The following is a 20,597-nucleotide window of genomic DNA, read 5'->3' as shown; positions in this document are numbered from 1 at the left end:
TTCTCAGAATCCGGCAAGGTTTATCTTATTTGGCTAAATTTTGTGTAGGGTTGTTGTGCTAATAAACAATCCAGAGCAATGAAAAAGGATAATAAGGATATGTCTTTCAATACGGATTTTGATGCATTCATAAACCAAAGCTGGCAGCAACATGAAGCGCAGCCACAACAAACATACAATCAATTAGAACAAGCGCTTAGCGAGGTGGAAGACACTAACCATGCTGAGCGCATCTTACCCTTGATGTTGCACACATCCATTGGTCATCTGCACGACCCAAGCCAGTTTCTCTCCAGTTTAGATAAGCTCGAAAATGGCGTAGCGACTCAGTGTCTAGCGCGTCAGAGAGCCAAAGCCGTTGCACAGTACTTCGTTGACCAAAATAAAGACCCGATTACGGATCTAGATGATGTCGATCAGCGTCGCGTGTTTGCTCAAATTGCTAACGAGCTGTCAGCAATGAATGAACTAGAGCAAGCGAGCACGTGGTTAGCAAAAGCAGCCAACGGTATAGATTCAGATCAAGCTGCCGAGCCTTTAGCGCGTTCAATTGCCATTACGGGTAACAACCTTGCCTGCCAATATGAAGAGCTTGAAACCTGCTCTGAGGTGCAAGTAGAACACATGCTAGAGGCTGCTACATTGGCGCTGGAGTATTGGAAGGTAGCGGGAGGTTGGATGCAAGAAGAGCGCGCAGAATATCGCTTAGCAATGAGTTTGCTCAAAGCAGGAAACCCACTCAAAGCCAAAGTGCACGCTGATCGCTGTGAAGCAATCTGTCGACAAAATGGAGAGGACGCTTTTGAGCTTTTCTACGCGCATGATTTATTGATGTTGGTGCACTACCACTTAAGCCAAGCGAGTAAGCAAAAACTGACTGCGGATGACCAGAAGTATTGTGAGAACTCACCATTGGCGTAGCTAGAATACGTGAGAATAGAAAGTAGCAAATAACGGCTTGAACCTGATAACAAAAAGGCAGTTAAGCCCACTCAATTAGGATTAACTGCCTTCTGTTTTCTACTATGCCCAAGCGACTTCAAACGCAGGTTTCAAATCAAGTGATTCTCACTTAACTAAGCATCCGAGGTGACCTAGGTATACAAGGAATTAGTTGCCTTGATTTTGGCTTTGAAGCTTCTCTTTTGCTTCTTCAACTTTTGAGAAATCCAATCCCAACTCATCCACCGCTTCTTTGATTAGCACTGGGTTTTGCATCACTTGCGCCATCAGCATTTGTAGTTTGTCTTGTGGTAGACCTAGCTGGCTGATTGTTGCCATTGCCGCAAGAGGGTTTTGGGTCAGAGTCTGAAAAATCTCGTTGATTTGTTCGTCGCTGATATTGTTCTCTTTCAACAGCGCAATAATCGGGTTCATCGCATTTCCTTTTAATCACAGAATGAAATAGAACCCGAGTTTATCATTTGGCTGGGTTTGGTTGAACTAAGAACTGCTCGCGAAAGCATTTGTTGGTTCTACCGCGCGTTTCCGGTAATTGAATAACATGCTCAAGCTGATCACCGCGGTGAGAGACTCTGCGAAGAGAATGCTTGCCCAAATACCGTTGTGCGGGAAGAACTTAGGCAGTATCAAAACACCCAACGCAACAAAAACAAACCCTCGGCTCAATGAAATGAGTGTTGCTTGCTTTGGTTTGGCAATGGCTTGGAACAAATTAGCAATCACCATGTTTAACCCCATCAAAGGCACGCCGAAGAAGTAGAAGGTGAGCGCAGTTGCGGCAAGTGGGATCAAGTCGTTGCTGTTACCTAAGTACACCGATGCAATCATGGGCGCCAATAACCAAATCCCCATTAGGAAGACGGTGCCGCTACCAATTGCCGTTTTTAACCCTAGTTTTAAGATCTCATCAATGCGCTCTGGGCGAGCTGCGCCGTGGTTAAAGCTGATGATTGGCTGACACGCTTGCGCGATGCCGACCATGACAAAGAGGGCGAACACACCGACGTTTGTAGTCAAGCCGTAGGCAATGATATGACTCTCACCAAATTGAGTCAGCAAGACATAATTAAACAAAACAATGGTCATTGCAGACGTGACTTCGATAAAGAATGTCGGAGTACCGATGCTTAAGATCTCTTTAGTCTTGCTGAATCCGATGCCTTTTAAGCTCAGTATCAAAGCGCCTTTCTTTTGCACAAAGTGAGTCAACAAAATCAGTGCGATGACCGCTTGAGCTATGGCCGTACCATACGCTGCGCCTTTCATCCCCATGTTCATCTCGATGATAAATAGGTAATCAAATGCGAGATTAGTAATGGCACCAATCGACATCGCATAGGTTGCCAATTTGGGGTTGGTGTCGTTACGTACAAAGCAAGACAGTACCCAAGCGAGGGAATAGAGAGTAAAAAACGGCAACAGTACAACAAGGTAATCATGAGCAAGCTGAGCCAAGTGGCCTGAAGCGCCCATCAAGGCAATCAATTCATCTAACCAAATGAGAGCGAGCGTCACCGTGATAGTGGATAGCAAAGTGGTAATCAACATGGATTGGCTAAACCACATCTGGCTGGACTCGGAGTTGCCTTTACCAATTTCGATCGACATTTTTGCGGCGCCACCAATGCCAACCATCATGGCGATGGCAGTAAAAATCGAAAACGGTGGAATGACTAAGGCAATAGCACCAAGTCCATCGGGACCAACGCCCAAACCGATAAATAACGCATCGCCCATGATGAACAAAGATTTGATCACCATGCCAGTGAGAGCAGGCCACAGGTACTGATAAAAGGATTTTGAAATGGGATCAGTTTTTAGATTGATAGCCATGGAATAGAAAAATACCCGAATGTGGTGGATTTATGTTCGGGTATTATCAGTACATTTAAGCGTAGCGAAAAGGGATTATCCGCCCATTATATTGCACTATCTAAACATCGGAGACGAAATTCCGCTGGTGTTTCTCCTTTTTGTTTCCGATAGAAGCGGCTGAAATAGGCAGGGTCATCAAAGCCTAATTCAAATGCTATGGTCTTGACGGTTTTCGTCGAAAACACCAGTTCTCGGTTGGCTTCTAATATGATTCGGTCATGAATCAGTTGCGTGACCGTCTTGCCTCTGTCGGCTTTCACTAACTCGTTTAGACGTTTGCTGGTGAGAGCTAAGGCATCGGAGTAGAACTGGCATTTCTTTTGTTCGCGATAATGCAGCTCAATTAATTCGGTCAACTGTACGATGCGAGCGTCTTTCTGCTCCCCTTTTTGAGACGGTGTTTTAGCAAAGCGTAATGCATAACGTAGAAAGCTGTTGATGAGTGATTCGACAAGATCCCAATCACAATCCTCTCTTTCACATTCTTCTTTGATTAGGGTGTAAATTGATTCTAGGTAGGGAAACCCTTCGTCGCTGCAATCGAGGTATGGCGGTCGTTCAATCGTAGAAAATACGCTATTCACCAACTGGGTGCTGCGTGGATTGGTTTCAGCAAAGCCGGGACGGAATATCAACATGCGAATGTTTTTGCCCATGAACTCGGAATGGTGAACCTGCCCTGGTGATATGGTAAATAAGCGACCCAGGCGGTTTTGGTATTCGACGAAATCGATGCTCTGTGTTCCGCTATTATCTAAACACCAGACAATTTCCCAGTACTCGTGACGATGCGGTTCGATGTATGGGTCTTCTTGGATGTCCGAAAATTCAAGCGCTCGACACGGTTCACCTAAAATGAGTCGCACTTGTCGAATTGGCGAAATCATATTGCTCATGAGGGCATTCAACAGCTCTTGGGGATTATGATTTCATCATTATGAATCGAATAATCAAGATTGTGCACGGAAATTTTTGTCCTCAGTAGCCAGTAAGTTCCATATAACCAGTCCCAGAATGAGAGCCATCAATACGCACCGGGCCTTCCCAATAAGGCACTGAAAGCGGCATTTTCGCGTTCGGGTTGAGTGCAGAAACCGTAAGCTCGATTTGCTGCTTAGGAATCGACACTTGCCACTGGGTTGGATACTTTCGCCCTTGGATTTCTGTTTGATTGGTTGCCTCTAACTGAATGTCTTTTTGTGGGATAGCGATGCCAGAACCATCTTGCTGCATCAGCCTTGCGCTGGAGTAACTGGCTTGACCGGTTTTGGAATCTCGCAATTGGAACACTACCAAGCTGGTCTCGTCACTCAACCTTAGGGCAAACCAGTCCCAGCCTTGTTGTGAGTCGAGTAAGAATTGCGAGCTCCACTCTCGGTCTATCCAACCTTTGCCCGACACTTGATGGATTTCGCCGTCGATAGTGACTTCACCGGAAACATCAATAAATGGTTGGCTGTAGTAATACGAAGCCACCTGTCCATCGGCACTTTTGGTGCTGTAACCTTGTTCGCCTTGCTTTTGATAAGGTGCGCTGTTGGTAAGCGTCAGCAAATAGCCAAACTGTTCCGAGTTCGCCTTCAATGTTGCAGGGAAGAGATCGGTGGTTGAAGAAGTCCACTGCCAATCATCGAGATAAACCCGAAATGGTGAAGTGTCGACGCCGGCTAGAGAGGCTTGATCGCGTGACCATTTTTCATCGGCGTAGTGTTTGTCGGTTGTGGTGACCGCGCTGTGTGCCATGAAGATTTGCTGAGTCTGCCATTCGGTTTTCTTTACGTCATCTTCGCCCTTTGGCGGTGGCGGCGGTGCAGCAGCAAAGCGAAATTGTGTCCATTGGACGCCAAGTGGGTTGCTGTCTTCATCAATTAAGTTAGCGGTTAAGTACCACCATTCATGACGAAAATTCGGGTGCGCTTGATGGTCTGCTGGGAAGGTTAGTTCAACCCCTTTTTCCACGGGTGTGAATGGGTTGCTCTCACTTTGCGTATCTCCACTGCCCAGCAACGTGCCCATATTTTGTGTGCTCATATTTTTTTGTTGGGGATCTTCACATCCAAATAGGAATAGACTACCTATGAACAGAGTAAGTTTGCTTGCTAATCGAACCATCACAACACCTCGCTTTGCAAACTGGACACGACAGGCTTACTGACTAATCGCCACAGCGGAATCAAGGTCGCAATCACTGCCACCAAGATGGTGATCGCCGCAATGCTGAGGGCATCACTCCAATTCCACAGATAATTTAAGCTCCAACCAAAAGCGCGCAAGGTGACGATGTCTGTCAGCACATAACCCACTATGGCTCCGAGGGGTAGGGCGATAACCAGAGTAAAACTGACCAAAGCGACGATCTGTCCGACCACCATGGTCATTAATTTTCGACGGCTGACGCCAAGTGCATATAGCCTTGCGATGGCGGCTTTGCGCGCGTCGAGCAACATGAAACAAGCACTGAACAAACCAATCACCGCGACCATCAACGTCACGCCGTTGAGTGCGCGTGTAATGGCGAAGGTCTGCGAGAAAATATCCAACGCGATGGATTTGATTTGCGCCTGATCGTAGAGCTGACTTGGATGCAGATTCAGTTGCTCGCGCAGTTGGTCGTATACGATTTGTGGGTCACCAGATACTTTAATGCCAAGGCTTGTTGGCAGGTCGGTAAAGCCACTATCTTGCCATAATTTGGGTGCCAATAACACTTCACCATTGGGTGAACCGTAATCGTGAAATATCGCCCCCACAAGCAGGTTCTTATTTGGAACAGCATCAAGTGTGAGCTCGCTACCCAGTGATAAACCCAATTTGACCGCGGTTGGTTCACTGATCGCGACTGACTCACCTTGGTAAAAACGCTGCCAGAAGTTCTCCAAATGCGATTTGAACACCATGGTTTGCTCTAAGGTGTCTTTGTCTTTGGTACCAAGCAAAATCGGTAAGCCTTGCAGGTTATCGTCGACGTAGTATTGCTTGTAGACGGTCTCAACCTTGTCGAACTGTCCTAATGCGCGCTCTACATCTGCGATTTCCCCTTGGGCAGGGCTGACGTAAATATCGGCGTGCAACCTTTGTTCTAACCACTGTTTTAGGGTGGATTCAAAGCTGCCCACTAAGGTGTTCATCCCCATATTGGCAGTAACGGCGAGTAGCAGTGCCATCATGGCGAGAGAAAGCGGAGAAATCAGCTCGCGCAACTCAGCAAACAGATACTGCATCAAACCAGAAGTGGTGCGCTTTTCACACCAATTGGCTAATACGCTGAGTGTTTTGGGCAAGTACAAAGGAATCGACACTACAAGCACGCCGAGCCACGCCATGGTGAAGCGGTGATGCCCACTCAGCCATAACCCTGCGAGTGCGAGAGCCGTCAACGCAGCACCTATCACGAACAATTGGTTTTCGTTAGAGGCTTCTGGTGCTTGATAAAATCCGCCATGAGAGGAGAGCGGTTGGCGCACTCGTTGTTTAAAGTGCTGCCAACATGCCAATAGGGTGGCGGCTAATGTGAGCAGAAGCGCTTGCGCCCACCATTGCCATTGCCAAGTGCCAGGCAGCAGTGTCGCACCATAAAGTTGCTCTAAAGTCAGTGCCACGGTCGGATGCAACCAATGGCTAAGTTGCATCCCCAATACAAAACCCAGCGAAGCACCGATGGTAACGAGAATAGTGAGTTCAACCAACAGCGCAGAGAACACAATGCTCGGCGCAACACCTGCCTGTTGGATTTGTACTAACAGACGATTGCGTTTCAGCAAGCTGTATTTTACGCCGTTGTAGGCAATGAACAGCCCGACTAAAAAGGCAAGTAAGCTCATTGCTGTGAGATTGAGGTGAAAGCTGTCGGTCAGCGAGCCAAGGTCTGTACTTTGATTATTGGAAATCCATTGTCCTTGTTCACCAATGATGCTTTGCCAATTTGCTTGCGTGTCTTTATTCCCTTTATCACCCGAATGGAAAACCGCAATGTAACTGAGCTGCCCTTGTTTATTGAGCAGTTGCTGGGCAAAACCAATGTCCATCAACATTCGGCTACCTAACTGCCATTCGTCGGGTAGCACCACCACTTGGGTTGGAATGTCGTCCAGAGTTAGGGTTTCTACCTCTCCTAAGTTTTGATGTTGAGATTGACTCATCATCACGATTGGCTTGCCGGCTAAAAGCTCAGGCAAAGGTAAAGCACTGTCGAACAAAGAGACGTTCTGTTGGTTTTCTGATGACTTTCCGTTTGCAGAATACCGAGAACGCGAAGAGATGGCGGCAATCAACTCGCTACCTTGCACTGACCAGCGACGCCCTTGTTCGTCTCTCACTCGCCCTTCGATTACAGGTAGTGCTGCACTGAGCCCGTTTTGTCTAAGGGTGAAGTAGAGTGATTCAGGCAGATAGTTTTGCCCTGCTGGTGGAATAATTAAGTTCTGAGCTTGTGCGCTAAGCTGCTCGGTAGACTCTGCATAACTGCGCTTGGCATTGAGGTTGATGGCTTGTACCGCAACAAACAAGGTCACAGCCAACACGATACCGATCAGAATCGCGGCGGCTTGCAGTGGTGCCTGCCGATAGTGCGCCGCAAACAGATTCAGGGCGAGTCGAGTATGCGTGAATCTGGTGTTTTGGAGCTTAGCTTGCTTCATGGTGAAGCTCATGTTTGTTTACTTGATGACTGTTCTGTAGCTGATTATTATCCAATCGCAGCCGTGTTTTCATAAACTCAGCGCAGTCAGGACTGTGGGTGACTAACAGCACTGCCGTATTGCCTTGGGTGGTGATTTCACTCAGTAGTTTCATCACTTCCAAACCAGCTTTTTGGTCGAGGTTACCTGTGGGTTCATCAGCAAGCAGCAGTTTAGGTTTGTGGGCTAATGCGCGCGCAATCGCAACTCGTTGTTGTTGACCACCGGAAAGGGCAGAAACATGTCTATCGAGCAGTTGGCTGATGCCCAGAGTCTCGACCAAGTAATCGCACCAGTCGTTCCATTTCTGTTGATTCAAATGCAGAGGGAAGGCGATGTTTTGCTGCACGTTGAGCGGTGTTAACAGATTGAATTGCTGGAAGATAACACCGAGCTTTTGGTGTCGAAATCGGCTCCATTGTGGGTCTTTCCAAGCCGTCGTGTTATCGCCATCTAACCACAACTCACCTTCGGAAAGCGGCTCAAAGCCAGCGATGATATTGAGTAGGGTACTTTTGCCGCTACCACTGGCGCCCGTCAGCGCAACACTCGCTCCTGTGTTCAACCTAAAGTCGACGCCTTCCAACACGCGATGTGTCTCTTTACCATCGACAAAGCTTTTACTCGCATGTTTAAGTGTGACAAGTGGGCTTTCCATTTCCTCTCCTTGTGTTCAAAGGTGTCGTTTCTTTTGGCAATGGTTATTACAGTAAGTTCTATAGAAACTTTAGACAACAATAAGATAAAAACAGCGATTTACATCGATTTCTTAATAACTTGTACTGAAAAGAAGAGGGATTGGATTAAACGAGGAGGGGATATGGCAGGCATTAAAAAAGCCCGAGTCAGACTCGAGCTTTCAAAGAAATTTAGCGTGGTCAGCTTACACGTAGTACGCTTCAACTTCGCCTTTAAGTTTGATAAGCATTGGGTTACCGAAACGGTCTTTTGCTTTAGGAGAAGCAATTTTTACCCAACCTTCGCTGATGCAGTATTCTTCTACGTCAGTACGCTCTTTGCCGTTAAAACGGATACCGATTTGGTGATCGAAACATTCTTTGATGAAGAATGGGCTACGTGGGTTACCCGCTAGGCGATCTGGTAGAGCTGGTTTAGCTGTATCTGTCATTTTGTGTGACCTTGAAGTCCGTAAAAAAAGTGCGCCATTGTAGTCAGTGCAAGGCGAGTGTTCAAGAAATGTTGATGTGAGTTTGAAGCGTATAACACTCACAGCCATGCTATCGTCTTTTTTGGCGTGAATACGCTCTCGATTTCAATTTGATAGCATTAAAGAAAGGTTGCATTATAAACAGATACGAGTACCTATCATTACATCTATAGCTTGTTACCGGTGATCAACTTTTATGAAATTAAACGTATCATTAAGGCGCAAAGAGATTTTGCGGTTCATCCAGAACGCCCAGCGAGGTGAAGTGAGTGACTTTGCCAAGCAATATGATGTGTCAGAAGTGACCATTCGAAATGACCTCAACTATCTAGAGAAACAAGGCTGCGTCAAACGTTGTTATGGCGGAGCACTGTTGAATAATCAGTTTGCGTTTGAACGTCCTCTCAATGATAAAAAGCAGCTCAACAGTAATATCAAGGCGAAGCTCGGAGAGTATGCTGCCTCGTTGATTGCGGACGGCGATAAAATCATTCTCGACTCTGGTTCAACCACAGAGCAAATTGCTTATCATTTGAAAGGCAAGAATGATCTTGTCGTCATGACTAATGGCATTAACATCGCCTATCACCTTGCCAATCAAAGTAATGTCTCTGTTATGGTCACTGGAGGCACCATGCGTGAGAATTCTTATTCCGTCCACGGTTTGAGTGGTGAGGACTTCCTCGCAGGCTATCGCTTTAACAAGCTCTTTTTAGGTGTTGATGGCTTTGACAAATCTACTGGCGTCACGACTCCTCATCAGGGTGAGGCTGACATTAATCGAAGAATGCTTGACGCGGCACAAGTCGTTATTGCTGTAACTGACTCATCAAAGTTTTCTCGTCAGAGTTTTTGCCTTATTGCCCGACCAGAGCAACTTGATATGCTCATTACTGACAGTGGCATCCCGTCCGATTACCTTGAACATCTCACTTCAATGGGCGTTGATGTACGTATTGTTGATTAGTGATTAGTGATTAGTGATATTGGTTTTTCTATCAATATCGTGACGATTATTTCTGATCGACTTAAACCTTTGTGCAACTTCAGCATCAAAAAAACGCCTTCTAACGACTTCATCGACCTTCAAAAAAATAACCGATATTGCATTTTGTGATCTCGCGCAGGCTGTAGTTCGAAACGACAGCTGTTAACTCTATTTCATCCTGCCTTTCACTTTCCTTGTATCGAAAGTGAGTTTTTATGCGCCCCTTTGTGATTACTTTCAATTTAATAACGAAAGAAAAGCCTTTCGTTTTTCATGAAGTGAAAGGTTTTTTGGGGTGAAAACGAAAGAAAAATGACTGTGATCTAGCTTTCACTTTTCCTAACTTCGCCCTGTTTTAATACCAACGAAAAGAAAATCGAAACATTTCTAACGGAAAGCGAAATGGAACGAAAGGAGAGTTGGTGAATGAACAGTGCAGAACGAAGACAGCAAATCATGGCTCATATTTGTCGTCATGGTTCAGGAAAAGTGGACGACTTTGTCGAGCATTACAATGTATCGGCTGTCACCATTCGCCACGACCTCAATCTTCTAGAAAAAGAAGGCTGTGTTTTTCGCTGTTATGGTGGCGCAACACTCAACCCTAACTTTGCCTTTGACCAACCGCTCTACCGCAAAGATCAACTTAATCGCAGTGCGAAACAAGCGATAGCACAGGCTGCTGCGAGCCTTATTCAAGATGGTGAAGCGATCATTTTGGATTCCGGTACCACGATAGGTCTTATGCCGCAGTACTTGGTCAATAAGCAACAATTGGTTGTGATGACCAATGCCCTCAATACCGCCTACCAACTTAGCAAGATGGAAAACGTCGAGTTACATGTGGTTGGAGGTAGCCTGCGTCGCGCTTCTTGTTCACTGATAGGTAACCATGGTGAACAACAAATTCGATCTTACCTTTTTGACAAGCTGTTTTTGGGCGTGGATGGATTCGACCTGCTTGCTGGCGTGACTACGCCGGACAATCAAGAAGCTCAGGTGAATCGCGCCATGTGTGAGGTTGCTCGCCAAGTCATTGCTGTCACCGATTCAAGCAAATTTGGTCGCAAAAGCTTTTGCATGATCCGAGCTGCAAGCCAGATCGACGTCTTGGTCACAGATCGCAACATTCCCCATAACACGCACCAATCCCTTATTGAACTTGGCGTAGATGTCGTCATTGCGGATCAAATCGTTAACTAGGAATCAAAATGAAAGCGTTACTTTCCCTAATCGAGCAACACAAACAAGGTCAGCTTACCGGTATTTATGCTGTGTGTTCTGCTCATCCCTTAGTACTTGAAGCTGCGATAAAGCAGGCTGCGCAAAATGAGCAACTGGTTTTGATTGAGGCAACGTCAAATCAAGTTAATCAGTTTGGTGGCTACACCGGAATGACGCCACAAGATTTCGCGAGCCACGTATTTGATTTGGCTGAGCGGGTTAATTTTCCCGCTGAGAACGTGGTATTGGGTGGCGATCATCTTGGTCCTAACTGTTGGCAGCACTTACCAGCAAGCCAAGCAATGGAATATTCAGCGCAAATGATTCGAGACTATGTTTGCGCGGGCTTTAAGAAGATTCATCTCGATTGTTCAATGCCTTGTGCCGATGACGAGGTACCGCTGAGTGAAGAGCTAATGGCGCAGCGTGCTGCCCAGTTATGTTTGGTGGCAGAGCAAGCATGGAAAACGGTCGGTGGTGAAGCGCCAGTGTATGTGGTTGGCACGGAAGTTCCAACGCCAGGTGGTGCTCTTGAGTCGCTTGAAGAAGAAGGTATTCAAGTGACGAAAGCGGAAGAAGCATTGGCAACGCTAAATGCTCATCATCAAACGTTCAGTGATATCGGGCTTAGCTATGTTTGGCCTCGTGTGATTGGCTTAGTGGTGCAACCAGGAGTGGAATTTGATCACCACTCAGTACATCACTACCACAGTGCGGCAGCGCGATCGTTAAGCAATATGATCGACAGCCAACCAAACCTGGTCTTCGAAGCGCATTCTACGGATTACCAAAACCCAGAGGCATATCACCAACTGATTCGCGATCATTTTGCGATTCTCAAAGTCGGTCCAGCTCTCACATTTGCTTTGCGTGAAGCCTTGTATGGTCTGGACTCTGCGGAGAAAGAGTGGTTAGGCGCTCATCATGCTTCTCACTTACGCGAAACCATAGAACAAGTGATGAGAGAGCAACCTAATTATTGGCGTTCTCACTACTCCAGCAAAGGGCATCAACAATATCTCGATTGCAGCTACAGCTTGAGTGATCGCATCCGTTACTACTGGAATCATCCAGAGGTTAAAGCGGCGCAGCAAGCTCTGTTTGACAACTTAGCTGCTCACCCTCTGCCAATCACAATCCTTAGCCAATATTTACCCAACCAAGCTAAGGCAATTTCTCAACATCAAATTCAAAATCAACCTGCTGAGATTGTCGTGCACAAGATAATGGAAGTGACACAAGTCTATTCCGAAGCCTGTTACGCCAATTCAGTGGCTAGCAAGGAGACGACCAAATGAGTTCAGTTTTAGGCTATGAGTTGCCATGGTTAGAACAACGTAATGGTGTTCATACGGCTCAAGAAATCAGTCATCAACCTCAGTTATGGCGAGCACTTTCTACCATTCTAGAAGAGCAGTATGAGGCAATCCGCGATTTTCTAACGCCTCTGCTTGAGCAGCCAGACCTACGCATTATTTTGACTGGTGCGGGCACATCTGCATTTGTCGGCGATGCGGCAGCACCATTTATTCAAGAGGGGCTGAGATTTCAAGTTGAGTCCATCCCAACCACGGATTTAGTGTCAAACCCGGAACAGTATCTGGACCCGAGTCGTCCGACGTTGGTCGTTTCTTACGCCCGCTCTGGTAATAGCCCGGAAAGCGTTGCTGCTGTTGCTCTTGTCGATCAGCTTGTTCCTCATTGTCATCACTTGCTCTTGACGTGTAACCGTGACGGGGAACTCTCTCATTACGCTCGAACTGCACAAAATGCTTGCTGCGTGATCATGCCTGAAGGCTCAAATGATAAGAGCTTTGCGATGACATCAAGCTTCAGTTGTATGTTGATGTCTACGCTGACGTTATTTGGTGGTCAATCTCCAAAGCAATGGCATGAACAAATTGAAGTGGTAGCAGCACTTTGCGAAGCCAAGTTAGAGCAATGGGAGTCTGCTATTAAGGCGCTCGCCAGCCAGCCTTATGAGCGTTTAATCGTAATTGGTAGTGGTGGTTTTGCAGGGCTTGCCCGTGAAGCATCACTCAAATCGCTTGAGCTAAGTGCAGGTAAAGTGATGACGGCTTTCGACTCATCTCTTGGCTTCCGCCATGGCCCTAAATTCACCATTAACGATAAAGCGGTCGTGATCCAGTTGCTATCAAGTGACGCTTATACCCGTGGGTACGATCTGGATTTATTCAATGAGATCCGTCGCGACAAACAAGCATTAGCTCATATTGCTCTCACAGAACTGTCTCTCAACGAAGACGATGTTTTTGAATTTGGGAGATTGGACTTGGGCGATCAGTGGCTGTGCTTCCCATTCATTCTCTTTTGCCAAATGTTGGCATTTGAAAAATCACTTCAACTGGGATTTGGACCGGACAATCCGTGCCCAACCGGTGAAGTCAATCGTGTGGTGCAAGGTGTCACCATCTACCCATTCAACAAGTAACGGATTCGAAAAGGAATAGACCATGCCAAATATCGTGTTAAGTCGTATTGATGAGCGCCTCGTCCATGGGCAAGTGGGTGTGCAATGGGTAGGTTTTGCGGATGCCAACATTATTGTCGTTGTGAACGATGAGGTAGCAGAAGACACCATTCAACAGAACTTAATGGAGATGGTGCTAGCAGATGGCATCGCAATCCGATTTTGGACGGTGAAAAAGACCATCGACACCATCCATAAAGCGGCTGAACGCCAACGAATTCTAATGGTTTGTCGCACACCAAAAGATTTCCGCCAATTGGTGGAAGGTGGTGTGCCAATTAGCAATATCAACGTCGGAAACATGCACTACGTTGAGGGGAAAAAGCAAATTGCCAAGACGGTTTCAGTCGGAATTGAAGACGTTGCGGAGTTTGAAAAATTAAAAGCACTAGGGGTGAAATGCACGATCCAAGGGGTGCCAACTGAAAGTGCGACTGACCTCTTTACTCTTATCTAACAATAGGAAAGAAATCATGGAAATAGGACTCTTACAGGCCTTGATGCTCGGCATCTTAGCCTTTTTTGCTGGCCTAGATTTATTTAATGGTCTTACTCACTTCCACCGTCCGGTGGTGCTTGGTCCACTTGTTGGTCTGATTTTAGGCGACTTGCAAACCGGTATCTTGGTCGGCGGTACGCTTGAATTGATTTGGATGGGACTTGCCCCTCTTGCGGGGGCTCAACCACCAAACGTTATCATCGGCACCATCGTGGGTACGGCTTTTGCGATTACAACCAAAGTCGAGCCAAATGTTGCGGTTGGTGTCGCTGTGCCTTTCGCCGTTGCCGTACAGATGGGCATTACGCTGCTCTTTTCTGCAATGTCTGCGGTCATGTCTAAGTGTGACGAGTACGCACAAAATGCGGATAACAATGGTATTGAACGCGTGAACTATATGGCACTTGCTGTACTCGGTTCTTTCTACTTTCTGTGTGCATTCTTACCCGTTTATCTTGGGGCTGAACATGCAGGGAAAATCGTTGAAGTACTACCGAAAGATCTCATTGATGGCTTAGGCGTCGCTGGTGGCATCATGCCTGCAATAGGCTTTGCTGTCTTGATGAAAATCATGATGAAGAACGCCTACATCCCTTACTTCATCCTTGGTTTCGTCGCTGCTGCTTGGCTTCAACTGCCAATCTTAGCGATTGCCGCGGCTGCGACGGCCATGGCCATTATCGACTTCATGCGTAAAACGGAACCCACTCCTGTAACTGCACCTGCTGAGGACTTTGAAGATGGAATCTAATGTAAGTAACGAACTCGACCTTCGTAGCCAAAATGTTGATGTGCAGCCAGCTCCTGGCGTGGCTGAAGATGAGTATGAAAATAAAGAGATTGGTGCAGATCTAACCAAAGCAGACATCAATCGTATGGCGTGGCGCTCGCTGTTACTCCAAGCGTCTTTCAACTACGAACGTATGCAGGCTTCTGGTTGGTTGTACGGACTACTGCCTGCGTTGAAGAAGATTCACACCAATAAAGCTGACCTATCTAAAGCAATGCAAGGTCATATGGGGTTCTTCAATACTCACCCGTTCTTGGTGACATTTGTCATGGGGATCGTTCTGGCGATGGAACGCTCCAAGCAAAACGTCAGCAGTATTCAGAGCACTAAGATTGCGGTTGGTGCACCAATGGGTGGCATCGGTGATGCGATGTTCTGGCTGACTCTTCTTCCTATTTGTGGCGGTATCGGTGCAGACCTTGCGCTGCAAGGCTCCATCATGGGGGCGGTGTTCTTTATTGTGCTGTTTAACGTGGTGCATTTTGGTCTGCGATTTGGTCTCGCACATTATGCGTATCGCATGGGGGTTGCTGCTATCCCTGTTATCAAAGCCAACACGAAGAAAGTCGGACACGCGGCTTCGATGGTAGGTATGACGGTGATAGGTGCTTTGGTGGCGACTTATGTTCGTCTATCGACGACCGCAGAAATTACCGCCGGTGATGCCGTGGTGAAACTGCAAGGCGATGTGATCGATAAACTCATGCCAGCGTTTCTTCCATTGGTCTACACCCTAGCTATGTACGCGCTCGTCAAGCGTGGTTGGAGCCCGCTAAAACTTATCGGTATCACCGTGGTGTTAGGCGTTGTTGGGCGTTTTATGGGTTTCTTATAAATCACATTGGATACACAAAACATTGGGGTGGAGTGCTCTGCCCCATTAAGGAAACGTAAATGATTGCTGTAATTCTATCTGGTCACGGAGGGTTTGCTTCCGGTCTTGCCAAAGCGGTGTTTCAGGTTATTGGGGAGCAACCTCAATTTAAGTTTATCGACTTTCCAGAAGAGGCAACGACTCCGCAACTGGAAGTGTCAATGCGCGAGGCGATTAATGAAGTTGATTCTGGCGAAGGTATTGTTTTCTTGACTGATTTGTTGGGAGGTACACCTTTTCGTACTGCATCACTGATCAGTCAAGAGCGTGACGATGTCCAGGTTGTAACGGGAACAAACATGCAGATGGCGGCTGAGATGCTTTTGGAACGTGATGAACTCGATCTCGCTGAGTTTCGCGATCAAGCGCTGGCTTGTGGGCATCGTGGCATTACCTCGTTGAGTGCTGAAATGGCTGAGAAAGCTAAACATGTGGGAACGGTAGAAGAAGATGGCATCTGAACAAGATCGTGCAAGGCATTCTTGCTACCGAGCTCAGCGTGTATTGCAAGGTGATAGATGGCTTGATGATGGGCTAATTCGCATCGACGAAAATGGGGTGATTGATTCTGTTGAGCCATTCAACCCTCATGAACATATTGATTTTATTGACTTAGGTGAGGTGAGCATACTACCCGGCCTGATTGACAGTCATGTGCATGGAGCCAAAGGCTGTGACGTTATGGATGCCGAGCATGACAGCCTCAATACGATGTCTCGCTATTTCGCGAGCTTGGGCGTTACCGCATTTGTTGCCACAACCGTAACCGCTCCTGTGGCAAAAATTCGTGCCGCGTTAAAGCAAGTTGCTGTGAGTAAACGACATGGCGTTGATGGTGCTGAGATCTTAGGTGCGTATCTAGAGGGACCTTATTTCACCGAGAAGAATCGCGGCGCGCACCCGACGACATGGTTTAGAGATTTATCGCTCGAAGAGTTGGAGCAGTGGATTTCTTATTGTGATGACCAGCTCGTCACCGTCGCACTGGCTCCAGAAAAAGACGGGGCAATCGATGCGATTCGTTACCTGAATAAACAGGGTATTAACGTGATGCTTGGGCATACCGATGCGAGTTACGACCAAGTGAAACAGGCGTTGGATGCTGGCGCAAATGGCATTGTCCACTGCTACAACGGCATGCGTGGTCTACATCACCGAGATCCAGGAGTCGTTGGGGCAGGGCTTATCCACCCTAATAGCTATGTCGAAATGATTGCCGATGGGCATCACGTTCACTCTGCTGCTATAGATGTCGCGCATCGCTGTTGTGGTCAACGCATGACGCTGATTACCGATGCTATGAGTGCGACAGGCATGCCTGATGGCCGCTACACGCTTGGTGAATACGAAGTGCAAATGAAAGGCGGCGTCGTTACTACAGAAAGTGGAAGTTTGGCAGGCAGCACTTTGACCTTGCCGCAAGCAGTTAAAAATATTCATAAATGGCTAAACATCCCACTAGAGCAAGCTTGGTTGATGGCATCGTTAACTCCGGCTCAATCGTTAGGTTTGCAACACCAATTAGGCACCCTAGAAGCCGGAAAGCGCGCATCTATGGTCGCTGTTAAATCAGATTTCTCAATTGTAAAAACTTGGGTCAATGGGCGTCTTGTGTTTGATGCATCCGTACCAAGTCAGGAGGCTTTATGTATCTAATTTCTTCCCGTGAAATGCTAAAACGTGCTCAACAAGCTGGTTATGCGGTGCCTGCATTTAATATTCATAACTTAGAGACGGTCCAAGTCATTGTTGGAACCGCTTCAGAGATGGGCTCTCCAGTGATTCTCGCAGGCACGCCGGGAACTTTTGATTATGCGGGTACCGATTACCTGATCAGTATTTGTAAAGAAGCTGCACATAAGCATTCGATCCCGTTAGTTCTTCATCTTGATCACCATGAAGACCTACAAGACATTTGTACTAAGGTCGATCACGGTATTCGTTCTGTAATGATTGATGGTTCGCATTATGCGTTTGATCAGAACATAGAGATTGTGCGCTCGGTGGTTCAATACTGTAACCGATTCGACGCAAGTGTCGAAGCTGAGTTAGGTCGTTTAGGCGGTCAAGAAGACGATCTGATTGTCGACAGTGCCGATGCACTAATGACCGACCCAGCTTCTGCCGCAGAGTTTGTTCGTCGTACTGGTATTGATTCGTTAGCTGTGGCAATTGGCACAGCTCATGGCTTGTATAAAGCGGAGCCTAAACTCGACTTTAACCGCTTAGATAAAATCCGTGGTGTTGTCGATATTCCGTTAGTACTGCATGGCGCATCAGGTGTTCCTGATGAAATGGTTCGTCGTTGTATTGACCTTGGCGTGTGCAAGGTGAACGTGGCGACTGAGCTGAAGATCGCGTTCTCAAATGCTGTCAAACAACATTTTGCGCATCACCCTGACGCAAACGACCCTCGTAAATACATCACGCCTGGTAAAGCGGCGATGAAACAGGTGGTGATGGATAAGATCCATATGTGCGGAAGTGAAGGAAAGCTCTAGGGTCTGTTGACCCTAACAACTGATTATATTTGGTAAACTCCCCCCGATGACATGTTTACCTAGGTGCTAGGTCTTCTAGCACCTTTTTATCTTTATGGCATTTTAACCGTTATGATGTGGGTATTAAGCCCGATAGAACTTACTGTCGTTGAACACGTCACGATCACGTGGATCATTCGATAAGAACATCCATATCTCTTTCATGCTTTGTTCAAAGAATTCTTCCTCAAACACCACCATGGAACAATGTTCATTCAGCCTGATGACAAAAGATTCGAGTGCATCAAAACCGATGTTTTCGATGTCATCAATATCGATAAAATAAAGTTTCTTATCAGTTTTTTGCGCGCTTTCTGCGGGCAATTCGCCTTTACCAAGAGCAGAGAAGTTGAGCTCTACCGTCAACCCCGTGCGGTTTTGCGTGAGCTCATAGACGTCTTCTGATTGCGTCACAACGCTGTAATTCAGATCATCAAAGTAGCTGAGCGTTTCTTGCTTCATTGGGTATAAGTCTTCCATAAATTGTGCGAGTGCAATCTTGCTCTATTCGCTTATAAGCCTTTTAAATACTGAGCATTAGCAGTAGGGTGAATCGCAACATTCAGAGTGTCTAGATTCTGCTCATTGTGTTCATCAAGCAGCGTTGAAAAAGCCTCTATTAGCTCAGGTTTGGTGATTGTGACTTTGGTTTCTGTCTGGATATCACGTAGGTCAATCAACACGTCTGTAAACAGTTGCGGCAAATCTTGCAGTACTTGCAGGTTCAGCACGTTATGTTCGCTGTAAATTGCGTTATGGCTGCCTTTTTGCTTTTGTACCACATATGGGTTGTCTTTGAGGTTGATGATTGATGTGCGTTTATCACAACGCTTCAAACAACCTTTGTTAACCTTGATTTTGCGGCAACCTTCGGTTTGTTGGAACAAACATTGGCGACTGGTTAAGAGCGTATTTGGGTGGTAAATGCTGTAGTAACTGCGCATGTTGTGTGGGCGTTTAATATGACGCATTTGCTTCATGTTCAGCTCGTTTGAGATAAATGCTCCGCGTGCCGCGAATTCTTCTTGCAAACACTTAAACGAGTATGAGTTCACCGTATTCATTTGTGGACCTGCAACCCAACCTAATCCAAGCTCTTGAGCGAGTAAGCCTACGCCAGAGTTGTTGGTGATCAGCAGCTCTGGTTGGATAATGTCTAAGAACTTGCGTGCAGCTTGGTAATCGTCACCAATCAAAATTGCAGGGAACCAAGGCTTCAACGCCGTGTTTTCTTGGAATAAGTCGACCATAGCGTTTAACTCGCTCGCTAATCCCATTGGTAGTTGAAAGTACACATCGACATCGCGATATTTGCACAGCGAAGCATCTTCTAGCGACGAAATCAGTACCGATAGTTTTGCTGTCCCTTCACGCTCTTGTGGCTGAGGTAGCGTCGGTAAACTTGGTACATCAATTGCGCCTTTTAAACTACTGCCTGAGCTTTGTGTAGCCGTGACGTCGAAGTTTTGAGTCTTCTCGGCGACTTTTTCAATGATTGCGGTTTTGTCGTCGTATAGCTTCTTCTTCACTGTTTGCACATCGTCCGCGGATTCGCATTTGTATATCTTTGAGAAGTGTTTCACCGCATGGTCGCGTGGGTTGTCGATATACATCGCTTTACCGAAGTCGCCTTGCAAAAATGCGTTGGAGAAATCACGGTTGAATACGGTGTACAACTCTGTGGTGTCGCTCGACAGCTCTACGCCATCACATAAGCGATCAATCTGCTTACGCCAATTATCGACGACGGTGTAAACGTAGTGGGACTTCTTGATGCGACCTTCTACTTTCAATGAATACACACCTGCATCGGCAAGTGCTTCTAGATCGCCAAAAGCTGAGTTGTCTTTCATGTTGAGCGGGTAGCTGTTGCCTGTCTTGGTTGTCTCGTATTGCTCACGACAAGGCTGACTACAGCGTCCACGGTTGCCCGATGCACCATTACGCGCTGAGCTAATGTAGCAAATGCCAGAGAAACCAATGCAGTAAGAGCCGTGAACGAACACTTCCATCATCACGTTGTGCTGACGACCGAACTGAGCCAAGTGTTTTATTTCATGGATATTGAGTTCACGAGAGAGGTTCACGCGGCTCGCTGTCAACTGATTGAGGAACAGAATCTGTCCTTCATTGTGAGTGTTGAGCTGGGTTGAAGCGTGTACATCTAACTCTGGGAAGTGGTTCTTGAGAATGTAAGCAAGACCAAGATCCTGCACGATTACGCCGTCAATCGCGGTGTTGTTCAACTGGCTAAGTAAGCGAACGATAGCAGGAATTTCGCTTTCTAGAATTAACACGTTCAACGTGAGGAAAATTTTACAATTGTGCTGATGCGCCAACTGTAATACGCCGTTCAAGTTATCTAAGGTGAGGTTGGTTGCGCGGTTACGTGCATTAAAGCGGTCAAGTCCGCAGTAGATGGCATCGGCACCTGCAGCAATAGCCGCTTTAATGGAATCTAAATCGCCACCTGGCGCTAATAACTCAAATTGATCGCGTGTCACTAGTT

At 46.7% G+C, this 20,597-nt stretch carries 20 protein-coding genes; 11 read left to right on the top strand and 9 right to left on the bottom strand.

The window, feature by feature from the left end; genetic code table 11:
- The first annotated feature begins 99 nt into the window (after positions 1-99).
- Positions 100-921, top strand: coding sequence for a hypothetical protein (locus OH459_RS00735; protein WP_009696590.1), 822 nt, complete (start codon positions 100-102; stop codon positions 919-921).
- A gap of 189 nt (positions 922-1,110) precedes the next feature.
- On the opposite strand, the gene OH459_RS00730 is transcribed toward OH459_RS00735, so the two are convergent.
- The 7 genes from OH459_RS00730 to OH459_RS00700 all read right to left on the bottom strand — a co-directional run bounded on the left by OH459_RS00730 (position 1,111) and on the right by OH459_RS00700 (position 8,643).
- Positions 1,111-1,377 (bottom strand): DUF2999 family protein, encoded by a 267-nt coding sequence (locus OH459_RS00730; RefSeq protein WP_005448923.1) that lies wholly within the window; start codon positions 1,375-1,377, stop codon positions 1,111-1,113.
- A 66-nt stretch (positions 1,378-1,443) separates the two neighbouring features.
- Positions 1,444-2,796, bottom strand: a complete 1,353-nt coding sequence (locus OH459_RS00725; RefSeq protein WP_114320345.1) for an MATE family efflux transporter — start codon at positions 2,794-2,796, stop codon at positions 1,444-1,446.
- A gap of 86 nt (positions 2,797-2,882) precedes the next feature.
- Positions 2,883-3,734 carry a helix-turn-helix domain-containing protein gene (locus OH459_RS00720; RefSeq protein ID WP_080767298.1) on the bottom strand — a complete coding sequence of 284 codons (852 nt, stop codon included), beginning with the start codon at positions 3,732-3,734 and terminating at the stop codon, positions 2,883-2,885.
- An 82-nt stretch (positions 3,735-3,816) separates the two neighbouring features.
- A complete protein-coding gene (locus OH459_RS00715) occupies positions 3,817-4,950 on the bottom strand; it encodes a lipocalin-like domain-containing protein (protein ID WP_269984645.1) in 1,134 nt (377 codons plus the stop codon).
- The gene (locus tag OH459_RS00710) at positions 4,950-7,475 is read right to left on the bottom strand and encodes an ABC transporter permease (protein WP_269984950.1); all 2,526 of its coding nucleotides are present in this window, start codon (positions 7,473-7,475) and stop codon (positions 4,950-4,952) included. Before OH459_RS00710 ends, OH459_RS00715 begins: the two co-directional genes overlap by 1 nt.
- The gene (locus OH459_RS00705) at positions 7,462-8,172 is read right to left on the bottom strand and encodes an ABC transporter ATP-binding protein (protein WP_269984644.1); all 711 of its coding nucleotides are present in this window, start codon (positions 8,170-8,172) and stop codon (positions 7,462-7,464) included. The genes OH459_RS00710 and OH459_RS00705 overlap by 14 nt, the downstream gene beginning before the upstream one ends.
- Positions 8,173-8,397: 225 nt before the next feature.
- The gene (locus OH459_RS00700) at positions 8,398-8,643 is read right to left on the bottom strand and encodes a DUF3297 family protein (RefSeq protein ID WP_005448935.1); all 246 of its coding nucleotides are present in this window, start codon (positions 8,641-8,643) and stop codon (positions 8,398-8,400) included.
- Between the two features lie 235 nt (positions 8,644-8,878).
- Between OH459_RS00700 and agaR (OH459_RS00695) the strand changes: the two genes are divergently transcribed.
- The 10 genes from agaR (OH459_RS00695) to OH459_RS00650 all read left to right on the top strand — a co-directional run bounded on the left by agaR (OH459_RS00695) (position 8,879) and on the right by OH459_RS00650 (position 18,049).
- Positions 8,879-9,649 (top strand): transcriptional repressor AgaR, encoded by a 771-nt coding sequence (agaR, locus tag OH459_RS00695; protein ID WP_269984643.1) that lies wholly within the window; start codon positions 8,879-8,881, stop codon positions 9,647-9,649.
- 447 nt (positions 9,650-10,096) lie between these two features.
- The gene (gene agaR, locus OH459_RS00690; protein WP_005448941.1) at positions 10,097-10,873 is read left to right on the top strand and encodes a transcriptional repressor AgaR; all 777 of its coding nucleotides are present in this window, start codon (positions 10,097-10,099) and stop codon (positions 10,871-10,873) included.
- 8 nt (positions 10,874-10,881) lie between these two features.
- Positions 10,882-12,192, top strand: coding sequence for a D-tagatose-bisphosphate aldolase, class II, non-catalytic subunit (locus tag OH459_RS00685; protein WP_009702880.1), 1,311 nt, complete (start codon positions 10,882-10,884; stop codon positions 12,190-12,192).
- The gene (locus tag OH459_RS00680; protein ID WP_047514507.1) at positions 12,189-13,346 is read left to right on the top strand and encodes an SIS domain-containing protein; all 1,158 of its coding nucleotides are present in this window, start codon (positions 12,189-12,191) and stop codon (positions 13,344-13,346) included. The genes OH459_RS00685 and OH459_RS00680 overlap by 4 nt, the downstream gene beginning before the upstream one ends.
- Before the next feature lie 22 nt (positions 13,347-13,368).
- The gene (gene agaV / locus OH459_RS00675) at positions 13,369-13,842 is read left to right on the top strand and encodes a PTS N-acetylgalactosamine transporter subunit IIB (RefSeq protein WP_269984642.1); all 474 of its coding nucleotides are present in this window, start codon (positions 13,369-13,371) and stop codon (positions 13,840-13,842) included.
- A 16-nt stretch (positions 13,843-13,858) separates the two neighbouring features.
- A complete protein-coding gene (gene agaW / locus OH459_RS00670) occupies positions 13,859-14,635 on the top strand; it encodes a PTS N-acetylgalactosamine transporter subunit IIC (RefSeq protein ID WP_269984641.1) in 777 nt (258 codons plus the stop codon).
- Positions 14,625-15,509 (top strand): PTS N-acetylgalactosamine transporter subunit IID, encoded by an 885-nt coding sequence (agaE, locus tag OH459_RS00665; protein WP_005448950.1) that lies wholly within the window; start codon positions 14,625-14,627, stop codon positions 15,507-15,509. The genes agaW and agaE overlap by 11 nt, the downstream gene beginning before the upstream one ends.
- A 59-nt stretch (positions 15,510-15,568) precedes the next feature.
- A complete protein-coding gene (gene agaF / locus OH459_RS00660) occupies positions 15,569-16,009 on the top strand; it encodes a PTS galactosamine/N-acetylgalactosamine transporter subunit IIA (protein WP_005448952.1) in 441 nt (146 codons plus the stop codon).
- Positions 15,999-17,204, top strand: coding sequence for an N-acetylglucosamine-6-phosphate deacetylase (gene nagA, locus OH459_RS00655; protein WP_053049931.1), 1,206 nt, complete (start codon positions 15,999-16,001; stop codon positions 17,202-17,204). The genes agaF and nagA overlap by 11 nt, the downstream gene beginning before the upstream one ends.
- Positions 17,195-18,049, top strand: coding sequence for a tagatose bisphosphate family class II aldolase (locus OH459_RS00650; protein ID WP_269984640.1), 855 nt, complete (start codon positions 17,195-17,197; stop codon positions 18,047-18,049). The genes nagA and OH459_RS00650 overlap by 10 nt, the downstream gene beginning before the upstream one ends.
- A 123-nt stretch (positions 18,050-18,172) precedes the next feature.
- On the opposite strand, the gene OH459_RS00645 is transcribed toward OH459_RS00650, so the two are convergent.
- Positions 18,173-18,568: a hypothetical protein gene (locus OH459_RS00645; RefSeq protein WP_333482888.1), complete on the bottom strand. Its 396-nt coding sequence runs from the start codon at positions 18,566-18,568 to the stop codon at positions 18,173-18,175.
- Positions 18,569-18,600: 32 nt separating this feature from the next.
- The gene (locus OH459_RS00640) at positions 18,601-20,592 is read right to left on the bottom strand and encodes a peptidase U32 family protein (protein ID WP_269984638.1); all 1,992 of its coding nucleotides are present in this window, start codon (positions 20,590-20,592) and stop codon (positions 18,601-18,603) included.
- Positions 20,593-20,597: the final 5 nt, after the last annotated feature.

It is taken from the genome of Vibrio sp. MM46, assembly GCF_027587135.1.
GTDB lineage: Bacteria > Pseudomonadota > Gammaproteobacteria > Enterobacterales > Vibrionaceae > Vibrio > Vibrio harveyi.
This window is presented reverse-complemented; position numbering and strand designations above follow the sequence as displayed.

Bases quoted from the DNA above. Each gene is read 5' to 3' on its own strand.
- OH459_RS00735 (WP_009696590.1), top strand. From the start codon at position 100: ATGTCTTTCAATACGGATTTTGATGCATTCATAAACCAAAGCTGGCAG.
- OH459_RS00730 (WP_005448923.1), bottom strand. From the start codon at position 1,377: ATGAACCCGATTATTGCGCTGTTGAAAGAGAACAATATCAGCGACGAA.
- OH459_RS00725 (WP_114320345.1), bottom strand. From the start codon at position 2,796: ATGGCTATCAATCTAAAAACTGATCCCATTTCAAAATCCTTTTATCAG.
- OH459_RS00720 (WP_080767298.1), bottom strand. From the start codon at position 3,734: ATGAGCAATATGATTTCGCCAATTCGACAAGTGCGACTCATTTTAGGT.
- OH459_RS00715 (WP_269984645.1), bottom strand. From the start codon at position 4,950: ATGGTTCGATTAGCAAGCAAACTTACTCTGTTCATAGGTAGTCTATTC.
- OH459_RS00710 (WP_269984950.1), bottom strand. From the start codon at position 7,475: ATGAAGCAAGCTAAGCTCCAAAACACCAGATTCACGCATACTCGACTC.
- OH459_RS00705 (WP_269984644.1), bottom strand. From the start codon at position 8,172: ATGGAAAGCCCACTTGTCACACTTAAACATGCGAGTAAAAGCTTTGTC.
- OH459_RS00700 (WP_005448935.1), bottom strand. From the start codon at position 8,643: ATGACAGATACAGCTAAACCAGCTCTACCAGATCGCCTAGCGGGTAAC.
- agaR (WP_269984643.1), top strand. From the start codon at position 8,879: ATGAAATTAAACGTATCATTAAGGCGCAAAGAGATTTTGCGGTTCATC.
- agaR (WP_005448941.1), top strand. From the start codon at position 10,097: ATGAACAGTGCAGAACGAAGACAGCAAATCATGGCTCATATTTGTCGT.
- OH459_RS00685 (WP_009702880.1), top strand. From the start codon at position 10,882: ATGAAAGCGTTACTTTCCCTAATCGAGCAACACAAACAAGGTCAGCTT.
- OH459_RS00680 (WP_047514507.1), top strand. From the start codon at position 12,189: ATGAGTTCAGTTTTAGGCTATGAGTTGCCATGGTTAGAACAACGTAAT.
- agaV (WP_269984642.1), top strand. From the start codon at position 13,369: ATGCCAAATATCGTGTTAAGTCGTATTGATGAGCGCCTCGTCCATGGG.
- agaW (WP_269984641.1), top strand. From the start codon at position 13,859: ATGGAAATAGGACTCTTACAGGCCTTGATGCTCGGCATCTTAGCCTTT.
- agaE (WP_005448950.1), top strand. From the start codon at position 14,625: ATGGAATCTAATGTAAGTAACGAACTCGACCTTCGTAGCCAAAATGTT.
- agaF (WP_005448952.1), top strand. From the start codon at position 15,569: ATGATTGCTGTAATTCTATCTGGTCACGGAGGGTTTGCTTCCGGTCTT.
- nagA (WP_053049931.1), top strand. From the start codon at position 15,999: ATGGCATCTGAACAAGATCGTGCAAGGCATTCTTGCTACCGAGCTCAG.
- OH459_RS00650 (WP_269984640.1), top strand. From the start codon at position 17,195: ATGTATCTAATTTCTTCCCGTGAAATGCTAAAACGTGCTCAACAAGCT.
- OH459_RS00645 (WP_333482888.1), bottom strand. From the start codon at position 18,568: ATGGAAGACTTATACCCAATGAAGCAAGAAACGCTCAGCTACTTTGAT.